Source organism: Mycobacterium branderi (assembly GCF_010728725.1).
Taxonomy (GTDB): domain Bacteria; phylum Actinomycetota; class Actinomycetes; order Mycobacteriales; family Mycobacteriaceae; genus Mycobacterium; species Mycobacterium branderi.
Genome location: NZ_AP022606.1, coordinates 1,893,532 through 1,905,781 on the forward strand (window position 1 = coordinate 1,893,532; position 12,250 = coordinate 1,905,781).

A 12,250-nucleotide genomic window follows, 5' to 3' on the forward strand; every position below is an offset into this window, starting at 1 on the left:
TTTGGATGGCGCAGCCCAATTCCCGCGTCGCGAACCTGCGCAGACCGGTCTTCGACCAGGCTCGCGCCGAGGCCGCGATCCGCGAGCTGTTGTACGCGATAGGCGAGGATCCCAACCGTCACGGCTTGGAGGACACGCCGGCCCGGGTCGCCCGCACCTACCGCGAGATGTTCGCCGGGCTCTACACGGACCCAGACACCGTGCTGGACACCACCTTCGACGAGCAGCACGACGAGTTGGTGATGATCAAGGAGATACCGCTGTACTCGACGTGCGAGCACCATCTCGTGTCGTTCCACGGTGTGGCGCACGTGGGCTACATCCCGGGCGACGACGGCCGGGTGACCGGGTTGTCGAAGATCGCCCGGCTGGTCGACCTCTACGCCAAGCGCCCGCAGGTGCAGGAGCGGCTCACCGCCCAGATCGCCGACGCGCTGATGCGCAAACTCGATCCGCGCGGGGTCATCGTCGTGATCGAGGCCGAGCACCTGTGCATGGCGATGCGCGGCGTGCGCAAACCCGGCGCGGTCACCACCACGTCGGCGGTGCGAGGTCTGTTCAAGACCAGCCAGGCATCTCGAGCCGAGGCGCTCGAACTCATCCTGCGCAAGTGAGCACGACGCGCATCCAGGTCATGGGAGTGGTGAACGTCACCGACGACTCGTTCTCGGATGGCGGGCGTTATCTCAACGCCGATCGCGCCGTCGAGCACGGCATGGCGCTGGCCGCTGAGGGTGCGACGATCATCGACGTCGGCGGAGAGTCCACCCGCCCCGGCGCGACACGGATCGACCCGCACATCGAGACCGCCCGCGTGGTACCCGTCGTCAAAGACCTTGCCGCAGAAGGAGTTACGGTCAGCATCGACACCATGCACGCGGGCGTGGCCCGGGCCGCGCTCGACAGCGGCGCGCAGATCGTCAACGACGTGTCCGGCGGCCGCGCCGATCCCGGGATGGCCCCGCTGCTGGCCGAAGCCGGGGTGCCGTGGGTGCTGATGCACTGGCGGTCGGTGTCGCACCAGGTGCCGCAATACGACGACATCGTGGCCGACGTCCGCGCCGAACTGCTGTCCAGCGTCGATGTGGCCGTCAGCTCCGGCGTCGACCCGTCGAAGCTGATCATCGATCCCGGACTCGGATTCGCCAAGACAGGACAACACAATTGGGCCCTACTGCATGCGCTGCCCCGGCTGGTCGACACCGGTGTGCCCGTCCTGGTCGGGGCGTCGCGCAAACGGTTCCTCGGTACGCTGCTGGCCGGTCCCGACGGCGTGCCCAGGCCGCCCGACGGGCGCGAGACCGCGACCGCGGTGGTGTCGGTTCTTGCTGCGCTGCACGGCGCCTGGGGGGTGCGCGTGCACGACGTGCGAGCCACCGTCGACGCACTCAAGGTACTGGAGGCCTGGGCCAGTGGCTGATCGAATCGAGTTGCGCGGCTTGACCGTTCGCGGTCGGCACGGAGTCTTCGACCACGAGCGAACCGACGGCCAGGACTTCGTCGTCGACATCACCGTGTGGATCGACCTGGTCGACGCCGCCGCCAGCGACGACCTGTCCGACACCTACGACTACGGGGTACTGGCCCAGCGGGCGGCCGACATCGTCGCCGGGCCGGCCCGCAACCTGATCGAAACCGTCGCAGGCGAGATCGCCGAGGATGTGATGGCCGACAAGCGAGTTCACGCCGTCGAGGTGACCGTGCACAAACCGCACGCCCCGATCCCGCAGACCTTTGCCGACGTGGCCGTCGTGGCGCGGCGGTCGCGGCGCGGCGGCCGCGGATCGGTGATTCCGGCGGGAGGCGCCGTATGAGTCGCGCCGGCGACGATGCAGAGCGCAGCGATGAGGAGGAGCGGCGCCCGTGAGTACCGTCGTCTTGTCGATCGGCTCGAACCTCGGCGACCGGCTGGCCCGGCTGCAGTCGGTGCTCGACCGGCTCGGCGACGCGGTGCAAGCGGTGTCCCCGGTCTACGAGACGGCCGCCTGGGGCGGCGTGGAGCAGGGACCGTTCCTCAACGCTGTGCTGATCGCCGAGGATCCCGCGCTCGACGGGCAGGGCTGGTTGCATCGTGCCCAGGAGATGGAGGAGGCGGCCGACCGGGTGCGGGGTCAGCGCTGGGGGCCGCGCACCCTCGACGTCGACCTGGTCGCCTGCTATGACGACGGCACCGAGTTGTTCTCCCGCGCGGACGGTTTGACGTTGCCGCACCCTTTGGCTCATCTGCGGGCCTTCGTGCTGGTGCCCTGGCTGGCCGTCGATCCCGGCGCGGAACTGACGGTGGCCGGCCGGCGCCGGCCCGTCGCCAAGCTGCTGGACGAGCTGGATCCGGCCGATCGCGCCGGTGTCCGGATGACCACGTTGGCGCTTCACCCGCGAGACGTCTGATGGGACCCACCCGCAAACGTGACCTGACGGCCGCGGTGATCGGCGCTGCGGTGGTCGGCTATCTGGTGGTGGTGCTGACCTACCGGTGGTTTCCGCCGATCACGGTGTGGACCGGGCTGTCGCTGCTCGCCGTTGCGGTGGCGGAGGCGGGCTGGGCGCGCTACGTGCGGACCAAGATCAGCGACGGCGAGATCGGCGACGGGCCCGGCTGGCTGCACCCGCTGGCGGTGGCCCGCAGCCTGATGATCGCCAAGGCGTCGGCGTGGGTGGGCGCGCTGGTGCTGGGGTGGTGGGTCGGGGTGCTGGCATACCTGCTGCCGCGACGGTCATGGCTGCGGGTGGCCGGAGAAGACACCGCCGGCACGGCGGTCGCGGCCGTCAGCGCGCTGGCTCTGGTGGTTGCCGCGCTGTGGCTCCAACATTGCTGCCGCTCGCCGCAAGACCCGGGCGAGCGCGGCGAGGGCGCCGAGAGCTAACGCGCCCGAGAATCGCCGGAGTGCGGCGACACGCGCAATGACCTCGGCCCGGTACAGTCGGGCCATGACCGTTCTGTCCCGCGGCGCCCGGGTCCGGCGCGGCGGCCGCAGGCCGGGCTGGCTGCTGTTGACGGCGTTGCTGGTGCTCGCCATTGGGGCCAGTTCCGCGTTGGTTTTCACCAACCGGGTGGAGCTTCTCAAACTCGCGGTGATCCTGGCGCTGTGGGCGGCCGTCGTCGCCGCATTCGTGTCGGTGATCTATCGCCGGCAAAGCGACGTGGACCAGGCGCGGGTGCGCGACCTCAAGCTGGTCTACGACCTCCAACTGGACCGGGAGATCTCGGCCCGCCGCGAGTACGAGCTGACGGTGGAGTCCCAGCTGCGCCGCGAGCTGGCCTCCGAATTGCGAGCCCAGGCCGCCGACGAGGTGGCGGCGCTGCGGGCCGAGCTGTCGGCGCTGCGCACCAACCTCGAGATCCTCTTCGACACCGACCTGAACCACCGCCCGGCGCTGGAGACCGAGCGCACGACTGTGCGCGGCTACAGCGAGTGGGACCGGGAACCCGAAAGCCCGCGCGACCGCGTAAATCGGGTCGCATCGGTCCGGGCGGAACAGCCGCCCGCCGGCACTGACGACAGCGCGATCATCGACGTGCCGGAGGAGCCCCTGCTGCCGCCACCGAGCTACCAAGGCGCCGAGCCGTACCGCGCCGCACCATGGCAGCAGCCCGAGCGCAATACCCGGCCAGCGCCAGATCAGCAGCCGTCGGCTGGACGCTGGACGTCACCGGAGCCTGCGCCGCCGAGCAGCGGCTGGGCACCGCAAGATCGCTACGAGCCGCAGCCGCAGCCACGCTCCCGTCGCTACTACGAGCCGCCGCCTCCGCCGCCTCCTGCCCCCGAGCCGCCGCCCATGCCGCCGCCACAGCCGCAGCCTGCTCCGCCGCCGTCGGCCACCGACTGGCAGCCCGTCAGCAATTGGGCGGCGCCGCCGGAGCGCAACACCGCGACCGAGGACACCAGTGTCCGCGAGCCCACCCTGGCCACGCCGCCGCCCGCCGAGCGGCGAGGCCGGCACTCCAGCTCGTCCGAGCCCGGGCCGACGCCGCCCAAAGAAACGGAATCAGGTTGGCAGTACGGCGATTCGGGCCGGCGGGCACGCGCCCGCCACTCCGCGGAGGCCAGCCAGGAGCCGTCCCACGCGGCACCGGTCATGTCGTCGCCGCAGCCCGCGGCGCGCCACCGCAGCGCCGAGGCGGCGGATGCCGACGGCCCGCAAACCGGTGGCCAGTCGGTCGCTGAACTGCTGGCGCGGCTGCAGGCGACCCCGACCGGGGGCGGTCGGCGCCGGCGCCGCGAGGACTGAGCGTGGCGAACGCCACGTCGCGGTAGAGGTCATCCGCCAGGTAAAGTCTTCGTGACCGTCCGGTACCCGCCACGCGGGACTGGAACGAACTAAGGAACTTGCGAGGGTCGTCTGCGATGGTGCAGTTCGACGGATTGCGCCCGGCCCGGCTCAAGGTGGGAATCATCTCCGCGGGCCGGGTAGGCACCGCGTTAGGGGTCGCGCTGGAGCGCGTCGACCATGTCGTGGTGGCATGCAGCGCCATCTCCCGGGCATCGCGGGAGCGGGCGCAGCGCCGGCTTCCCGACACCCCGATCTTCCCCGTCCCCGAAGTGGCCAGCAGTGCCGAACTGCTGCTGTTGGCGGTGCCCGACACCGAATTAGCCGGGCTGGTGTCCGGCTTGGCGGCCACCTGCGCGGTGCGGCCCGGCACGATCGTGGCCCACACGTCCGGCGCCAACGGCGTCGGCGTGCTGGCCCCACTGGCCGACTGCACCCCGCTTGCGATTCACCCGGCGATGACGTTCACCGGGTCCGACGAGGACATCGCCCGGCTGTCCGACGCCTGCTTCGGGATCACCGCGGCCGACGAGATCGGCTATGCGATCGCGCAGTCGCTGGTCCTGGAGATCGGCGGCGAGCCGTTCCGGGTCCGCGAAGACGCCCGCCCGCTGTATCACGCCGCGCTGGCCCACGCCGCCAACCACCTCGTCACGGTGCTCGGCGACGCACTGGACGCGTTGCGGGCGGCGCTGCCCGGGGAACTCGGGCTCGACGACCCCGACGGCATCGCCGAACGGGTCCTGGGGCCGCTGGCCCGAGCGGCGCTGGAAAACACCCTGCAGCGCGGTCAGGCCGCGCTCACCGGGCCGGTCGCGCGCGGTGACGCCGAGGCGCTCGTCGCGCACCTGGACGCGCTGGCCGCGGTCGACCCGCGGCTGGCTCAGGCGTACCGGGTGAATGCCCTGCGCACGGCGGAGCGGGCGCACGCCCCCGCCGACGTCTTCGAGGTGCTGGCGCGATGAGCATGAACACGACGGCGAAATTCAGCGCCGGGGAGCTCAACGTCTATGCCGCGCCCGCCGACGTGGCCGCCGTCAGCCGGGCGCTGCGCCACACAGGGCGGCGCGTGATGCTGGTGCCCACCATGGGCGCGCTGCACGACGGCCACTTGGCTCTGGTCCGCGCCGCAAAACGAGTGCCCGGCGCGGTCGTCGTGGTGTCGATCTTCGTCAACCCCCTGCAGTTCGGCACCGGCGAAGACCTCGACGCCTACCCGCGGACCCTTGACGACGACCTGGCGCTGCTGCGCGGCGAAGGAGTCGAGGTGGCTTTCACGCCGACCGCCGCGGCGATGTATCCCGACGGGCCGCGTACCGCAGTGCAGCCCGGCCCGCTGGGAACTGAGCTCGAAGGTGCCGCGCGCCCAACACATTTCGCGGGCATGCTGACCGTGGTCCTGAAACTGCTGCAGATCGTGCGTCCGGACCGGATCTTCTTCGGCGAGAAGGACTATCAGCAGCTCGTGCTGGTCCGGCAGATGGTCACCGACCTGAACATCGACGTGCAAGTCGTCGGTGTGCCGATCGTGCGCGAAACCGACGGGCTGGCAATGTCTTCCCGCAACCGCTACCTCGACCCGGCGCAGCGGGAACTCGCAGGCACGCTGTCGGCGGCGCTGCTCGCCGGTATGCACGCCGCGCCTGCCGGTGCGCAGGCCGCTCTGGACGCGGCGCGTGCCGTGCTGTCGGCGGTACCCGCGATCGACGTCGACTACCTGCAATTGCGCGACCCGGCCCTTGGGCCGGCGCCCAGCCACGGCCCGGCAAGGCTGCTGGTCGCGGCGCGACTCGGCACCACCAGGCTTCTCGACAACATCGCCATCAATGTCGGAACTACCGTCGCAGCCGACGGTCGACTCGAAACATGCTGGAGGAACTGATGTTACGGACAATGCTCAAGTCGAAGATCCACCGGGCGACCGTCACACAAGCCGACTTGCACTACGTCGGATCGGTGACCATCGACGCCGACTTGATGGACGCCGCCGACCTCCTCGAGGGCGAGCAGGTGACCATCGTCGACATCGACAACGGCGCCCGGCTGGTCACCTACGCCATCACCGGGGAGCGCGGCAGTGGTGTCATCGGAATCAACGGCGCCGCAGCACATCTCGTGCACCCCGGTGACCTGGTGATCCTGATCGCCTATGCGACCATGGACGACGCCGAAGCCCGCAGCTACCAGCCGCGGATCGTGTTCGTCGACGGCGCCAACCGCCCGGTAGACCTGGGCCACGACCCGGCGTTCGTGCCCGACGACGCATCCGACCTGCTCTCACCGCGGTAGTCGTGCTACTCGCGATCGACGTCCGCAACACGCACACCGTCGTCGGGCTGCTCTCGGGAGCAGGAGAGCACGCGAAGGTGGTGCAGCAGTGGCGGATCCGCACGGAAGCCGAAGTGACGGCCGACGAACTGGCGCTGACCATCGACGGACTGATCGGCGACGATTCCGAACGGCTCACCGGCGCCGCCGCGCTGTCCACCGTTCCGTCGGTGCTGCATGAGGTCAGGGTCATGCTCGACCAGTACTGGCCGTCGGTGCCCAACGTCCTGATCGAACCCGGAGTGCGGACGGGCATCCCGCTGCTGGTCGACAACCCCAAAGAAGTGGGTGCCGACCGGATTGTCAACTGCCTGGCGGCTTTTCAGAAATACAAATCGGCGGCGATCGTGATCGATTTCGGTTCGTCGATTTGTGTGGACGTGGTCTCGGCCAAGGGTGAATTCCTGGGCGGGGCCATCGCGCCCGGCGTGCAGGTGTCGTCTGACGCCGCGGCGGCGCGGTCGGCGGCGTTACGGCGGGTCGAGCTGTCCCGCCCCCGCTCGGTGGTCGGCAAGAACACCGTCGAGTGCATGCAGGCCGGCGCGGTGTTCGGCTTTGCCGGGCTTGTCGACGGGTTGGTCGGCCGGGTTCGCGACGACGTGGACGGCTTCGCCGGCGACGACGTCGCGGTGGTGGCCACCGGGCACACCGCGCCGCTGCTGTTGCCCGAACTGCACTGCGTCGACCACTACGACCAGCACCTCACGCTTCACGGGCTGCGGTTGGTGTTCGAGCGCAACCGCGACAGCCAGCGCGGACGGCTCAAGACGGCCCGCTAACGGGCTGTTTTAAGCTGGCACGTCGTGAACTCCGCCGATCCGGATATTCCCGAGCAGTATCGAATCCGCCGCGACAAGCGTGCTCGGCTGCTGGCGGAGGGCCACGACCCGTACCCCGTCGTCGTCGAACGCACCCACACGCTGGCCCAGATTCGGGCCGCCTACCCCGACCTGCCGGCAGATGCCACCACCGGCGAAGTCGTCGGCGTAGCCGGGCGGGTGATATTCATCCGCAATTCCGGCAAATTGTGCTTCGCGACGCTGCAAGAGGGCGACGGTACCCAGCTGCAGGTGATGATCAGCCTTGCGGGTGTTGGCGCCGAAGCGCTGGACGCGTGGAAGGCCGACGTCGACATCGGCGACATCGTCTTTGTGCACGGCGAGGTGATCAGCTCACGGCGCGGCGAGCTATCGGTGCTGGGTGATTCCTGGCACATGGCGTCCAAGGCGCTGCGGCCGCTGCCGGTCGCGCACAAAGAAATGAACGAAGAATCGCGGGTGCGCCAGCGCTACGTCGACCTCATCGTTCGCCCGCAGGCCCGCACCGTCGCACGTCAGCGAATTGCCGTTGTGCGTGCGATACGCAACGCGCTCGAGCAGCGTGGCTTTCTCGAGGTCGAGACGCCGATGTTGCAGACATTGGCCGGCGGTGCGGCGGCCCGGCCGTTCGTCACGCACTCCAATGCACTGGACATCGATCTCTACCTGCGGATCGCGCCGGAACTGTTCCTCAAGCGCTGTGTCGTCGGCGGGTTTGACAAGGTGTTCGAACTTAATCGCGTGTTCCGAAACGAAGGAGCCGATTCCACCCATTCGCCGGAATTCTCCATGCTGGAGACCTACCAGGCGTATGGAACGTATGACGATTCGGCAGTTGTGACCCGCGAGCTTATTCAACAGGTGGCCGACGAGGCGATCGGTACACGACAACTTCCGTTGCCAGATGGCAGTATCTATGACATCGACGGAGAATGGGCCTCGATACAAATGTATCCGTCGCTATCCGAAGCGCTCGGTGAAGAGATCACACCGCAGACCGCTGTCGAGCACTTGCTGCGCATCGCCGAACGACTCGGTGTCGAGATACCGGCCGACCGCGGTTATGGGCACGGCAAGCTCGTCGAGGAACTCTGGGAACACACCGTCGGCGCCAGGCTTACCGCACCCACCTTTGTCCGCGATTTCCCGGTGGAGACAACGCCTTTGACCCGGCAGCACCGCAGCGTCCCCGGTGTCACCGAGAAATGGGATTTGTACCTGCGCGGTGTCGAACTGGCCACCGGATACTCCGAATTGATCGACCCGGTGGTGCAGCGCGAGCGATTCGCAGCTCAGGCGCGCGCGGCCGCCGCGGGCGATGACGAGGCGATGGTGCTCGACGAGGATTTTTTGGCCGCGCTCGAGTACGCGATGCCACCGTGCACCGGAACCGGAATGGGTATCGATCGGTTGTTGATGGCTTTGACTGGCCTGTCAATTAGAGAGACAGTTTTGTTCCCGATTGTTCGTCCGCACACCAACTGAACTACTTCGCGGTCGTGATCGTGGTATTGAATACCATGCACAGTTATGGCAGATTAGTGCCACGGGGCGGACAATGTGACGTGCACAGTAAGTGCACAGGAAGAAGTCGAGGGAGCTAATGGCGAAGAAAGTGACCGTCACTTTGGTCGATGATTTCGACGGTGAGGGCGCCGCCGACGAAACCGTCGAATTCGGGCTCGACGGAGTGACCTATGAGATTGATCTTTCAAGCAAGAATGCCAACAAACTGCGTAGTGACCTGAAGAAGTGGGTCGATGCCGGTCGTCGGGTAGGCGGCCGCCGCCGCGGACGTTCCTCCGGTCGCGGCCGCGGGGCCATCGACCGCGAACAGAGTGCTGCGATCCGCGAATGGGCTCGCCGCAACGGGCACAACGTCTCGACCCGTGGCCGCATCCCGGCCGACGTGATCGACGCATTCCACGCTGCCACCTGAGCTGCGTGGCGACGATGCAGAGCGCAGTCGCGATGAGGTGGGGGCACCCCCAGCCGCGCAGCGGCGAGGGGGAAAGCCGCGCGATCTGACCTAGGAATTCTTTCGCTGGTGGCGAACTGATCACCCGATAGCGCGGGAAACGTTTCAGCGATTTACCGCGTTGCCATTGGTGTCGCTTTGGCGCGGCCGACCGTGAGGTAGGAAGCCCGGCGCGCCGCCCATTACAGTGGATGGCAGGTACGCAGGGATCGACCTAAAGCCCGCCGCAGTACCGATGGTGAGGGAGAGCAGGTAACCGCCAATGTTCGAGAGATTTACCGACCGTGCCCGCAGGGTCGTCGTCCTGGCGCAGGAAGAGGCCCGGATGCTCAACCACAACTACATCGGCACTGAGCACATCCTGCTGGGCCTGATCCACGAGGGTGAAGGCGTCGCCGCCAAGTCGCTGGAATCGCTGGGCATCTCGCTCGAAGGCGTGCGAAGCCAAGTCGAGGAAATCATCGGCCAGGGCCAGCAGGCGCCGTCGGGCCACATTCCGTTCACGCCGCGCGCCAAGAAGGTGTTGGAGCTCTCCCTTCGGGAGGCGCTGCAACTCGGCCACAACTACATCGGCACCGAGCACATTCTGCTGGGCCTGATCCGTGAGGGTGAAGGCGTCGCGGCCCAGGTGCTGGTGAAGCTCGGCGCGGAGCTCACTCGGGTTCGTCAGCAGGTGATCCAGCTGCTGAGTGGCTACCAGGGCAAGGAGACGGCCGAAGCGGGCACGGGTGGCCGCGGCGGCGAGTCCGGGTCGCCGTCGACGTCGTTGGTGCTCGACCAGTTCGGCCGCAACCTGACCGCGGCGGCGATGGAGGGCAAGCTCGACCCGGTCATCGGCCGGGAGAAGGAAATCGAGCGGGTGATGCAGGTGCTTTCCCGGCGCACCAAGAACAACCCGGTGCTGATCGGCGAGCCCGGCGTCGGCAAGACCGCCGTTGTGGAGGGCCTGGCACAGGCCATCGTGCACGGCGAGGTCCCGGAGACGCTGAAGGACAAGCAGCTCTACACGCTGGACCTGGGTTCGCTGGTGGCCGGCTCGCGCTACCGCGGTGACTTCGAAGAGCGCCTGAAGAAGGTGCTCAAGGAGATCAACACCCGCGGCGACATCATCTTGTTCATCGACGAGCTGCACACGCTGGTCGGCGCCGGTGCCGCCGAGGGTGCCATCGACGCGGCGAGCATCCTGAAGCCCAAGCTGGCTCGTGGTGAGCTGCAGACCATCGGCGCCACCACGCTCGACGAGTACCGCAAGTACATCGAGAAGGACGCCGCGCTGGAGCGTCGCTTCCAGCCGGTGCAGGTCGGTGAGCCGACAGTCGAGCACACCATCGAGATCCTCAAGGGTCTGCGCGACCGCTACGAGGCGCACCACCGGGTGTCGATCACCGATTCCGCGATGGTGGCCGCGGCCACACTGGCCGACCGCTACATCAACGACCGGTTCCTGCCGGACAAGGCGATCGACTTGATCGACGAGGCCGGTGCCCGGATGCGGATCCGCCGGATGACCGCGCCGCCGGACCTGCGCGAGTTCGACGAGAAGATCGCCGAGGCCCGCCGCGAGAAGGAGTCCGCGATCGATGCGCAGGACTTCGAGAAGGCGGCCAGCCTCCGCGACCGCGAAAAGCAGCTCGTGGCGCAGCGCGCCGAGCGCGAAAAGCAGTGGCGCTCAGGCGATCTCGACGTGGTTGCCGAGGTCGACGACGAGCAGATCGCCGAGGTGCTGGGCAACTGGACCGGTATCCCCGTGTTCAAGCTCACCGAGGCCGAGACCACCCGGCTGCTGCGCATGGAAGAGGAGATCCACAAGCGCATCATCGGCCAGGAGGACGCCGTCAAGGCCGTCTCCAAGGCGATCCGTCGCACCCGGGCGGGCCTGAAGGACCCCAAGCGCCCGTCGGGCTCGTTCATCTTCGCCGGCCCGTCCGGGGTCGGTAAGACCGAGCTGTCCAAGGCGTTGGCGGAGTTCCTGTTCGGCGACGACGACGCGCTGATCCAGATCGACATGGGCGAGTTCCACGACCGGTTCACCGCGTCGCGGCTGTTCGGTGCCCCGCCGGGATATGTCGGCTACGAGGAGGGCGGCCAGCTCACCGAGAAGGTGCGGCGCAAGCCGTTCTCCGTCGTGCTGTTCGACGAGATCGAGAAGGCGCACCAGGATATCTACAACAGCCTGCTGCAGGTCCTCGAGGACGGCCGGCTCACCGACGGGCAGGGCCGCACGGTCGACTTCAAGAACACCGTGCTGATCTTCACGTCCAACCTCGGCACCGCCGACATCTCCAAAGCGGTGGGCCTGGGCTTCTCGCAGGGTGGCGGTGAGAACAACTACGAGCGGATGAAGCAGAAGGTCAACGACGAGCTCAAGAAGCACTTCCGTCCGGAGTTCCTCAACCGGATCGACGACATCATCGTCTTCCACCAGCTGACTCGCGACGAGATCATCCGGATGGTCGAGCTGATGATCGGCCGGGTGGAAAAGCAGCTCAAGAGCAAGGACATGGCGCTGGTGCTGACCGACAAGGCCAAGGCGCTGTTGGCCAAGCGGGGCTTCGACCCGGTGCTGGGTGCTCGTCCGCTGCGGCGCACCATCCAGCGCGAGATCGAGGACGCGCTCTCCGAGAAGATCCTCTTCGAGGAGGTGGGCCCGGGCCAGGTCGTCACCGTCGACGTGGACAACTGGGACGGCGAAGGCTCCGGCGAGGACGCCAAGTTCACGTTCACCGGGAGCCCCAAGCCCGTGGAGCCGGTCGAGCCGGATCTGGCCAAGGCTGGCGCGCACAGCGCGGGCGGAGCGCACAGCGCAGGCACCGAGTAAACCGCTGCGCGGGTGGCCACTTATCGCACGCTTTTCGCC

Annotated in this window: 13 protein-coding genes; all 13 read left to right on the plus strand. The window is 68.0% G+C overall.

Annotated features, from left to right (window positions below):
• The first annotated feature begins 5 nt into the window (after positions 1-5).
• The 13 genes from folE (at position 6) to clpC1 (ending at position 12,211) form a co-directional block, all read left to right on the plus strand.
• A complete protein-coding gene (folE, locus tag G6N47_RS09755; protein WP_083131145.1) occupies positions 6-614 on the plus strand; it encodes a GTP cyclohydrolase I FolE in 609 nt (202 codons plus the stop codon).
• A gap of 11 nt (positions 615-625) precedes the next feature.
• The gene (folP, locus tag G6N47_RS09760; protein ID WP_443677617.1) at positions 626-1,420 is read left to right on the plus strand and encodes a dihydropteroate synthase; all 795 of its coding nucleotides are present in this window, start codon (positions 626-628) and stop codon (positions 1,418-1,420) included.
• The gene (folB, locus tag G6N47_RS09765) at positions 1,413-1,814 is read left to right on the plus strand and encodes a dihydroneopterin aldolase (RefSeq protein WP_083131144.1); all 402 of its coding nucleotides are present in this window, start codon (positions 1,413-1,415) and stop codon (positions 1,812-1,814) included. Before folP ends, folB begins: the two co-directional genes overlap by 8 nt.
• Before the next feature lie 49 nt (positions 1,815-1,863).
• Positions 1,864-2,388, plus strand: a complete 525-nt coding sequence (folK, locus tag G6N47_RS09770; RefSeq protein ID WP_083131143.1) for a 2-amino-4-hydroxy-6-hydroxymethyldihydropteridine diphosphokinase — start codon at positions 1,864-1,866, stop codon at positions 2,386-2,388.
• Entirely contained in the window at positions 2,388-2,864 is a 477-nt protein-coding gene (locus G6N47_RS09775) for a DUF3180 domain-containing protein (RefSeq protein ID WP_083131142.1), read from the plus strand. The genes folK and G6N47_RS09775 overlap by 1 nt, the downstream gene beginning before the upstream one ends.
• A 64-nt stretch (positions 2,865-2,928) precedes the next feature.
• Positions 2,929-4,230, plus strand: a complete 1,302-nt coding sequence (locus tag G6N47_RS09780; RefSeq protein WP_083131249.1) for a DUF6779 domain-containing protein — start codon at positions 2,929-2,931, stop codon at positions 4,228-4,230.
• A gap of 116 nt (positions 4,231-4,346) precedes the next feature.
• Positions 4,347-5,234, plus strand: a complete 888-nt coding sequence (locus G6N47_RS09785) for a Rossmann-like and DUF2520 domain-containing protein (RefSeq protein WP_083131141.1) — start codon at positions 4,347-4,349, stop codon at positions 5,232-5,234.
• A 2-nt stretch (positions 5,235-5,236) separates the two neighbouring features.
• On the plus strand, positions 5,237-6,151 hold the full coding sequence (gene panC, locus G6N47_RS09790) for a pantoate--beta-alanine ligase (protein ID WP_139799434.1): 915 nt from the start codon (positions 5,237-5,239) through the stop codon (positions 6,149-6,151).
• On the plus strand, positions 6,151-6,558 hold the full coding sequence (gene panD / locus G6N47_RS09795; protein WP_083131248.1) for an aspartate 1-decarboxylase: 408 nt from the start codon (positions 6,151-6,153) through the stop codon (positions 6,556-6,558). The genes panC and panD overlap by 1 nt, the downstream gene beginning before the upstream one ends.
• Before the next feature lie 2 nt (positions 6,559-6,560).
• A complete protein-coding gene (locus G6N47_RS09800; RefSeq protein WP_083131139.1) occupies positions 6,561-7,376 on the plus strand; it encodes a type III pantothenate kinase in 816 nt (271 codons plus the stop codon).
• A gap of 24 nt (positions 7,377-7,400) precedes the next feature.
• The gene (gene lysS / locus G6N47_RS09805; RefSeq protein ID WP_083131138.1) at positions 7,401-8,900 is read left to right on the plus strand and encodes a lysine--tRNA ligase; all 1,500 of its coding nucleotides are present in this window, start codon (positions 7,401-7,403) and stop codon (positions 8,898-8,900) included.
• Between the two features lie 118 nt (positions 8,901-9,018).
• A complete protein-coding gene (gene lsr2 / locus G6N47_RS09810) occupies positions 9,019-9,354 on the plus strand; it encodes a histone-like nucleoid-structuring protein Lsr2 (RefSeq protein ID WP_045382835.1) in 336 nt (111 codons plus the stop codon).
• A gap of 301 nt (positions 9,355-9,655) precedes the next feature.
• Positions 9,656-12,211 carry an ATP-dependent protease ATP-binding subunit ClpC gene (gene clpC1, locus G6N47_RS09815; protein ID WP_083131137.1) on the plus strand — a complete coding sequence of 852 codons (2,556 nt, stop codon included), beginning with the start codon at positions 9,656-9,658 and terminating at the stop codon, positions 12,209-12,211.
• The last annotated feature ends 39 nt before the right edge of the window (positions 12,212-12,250 follow it).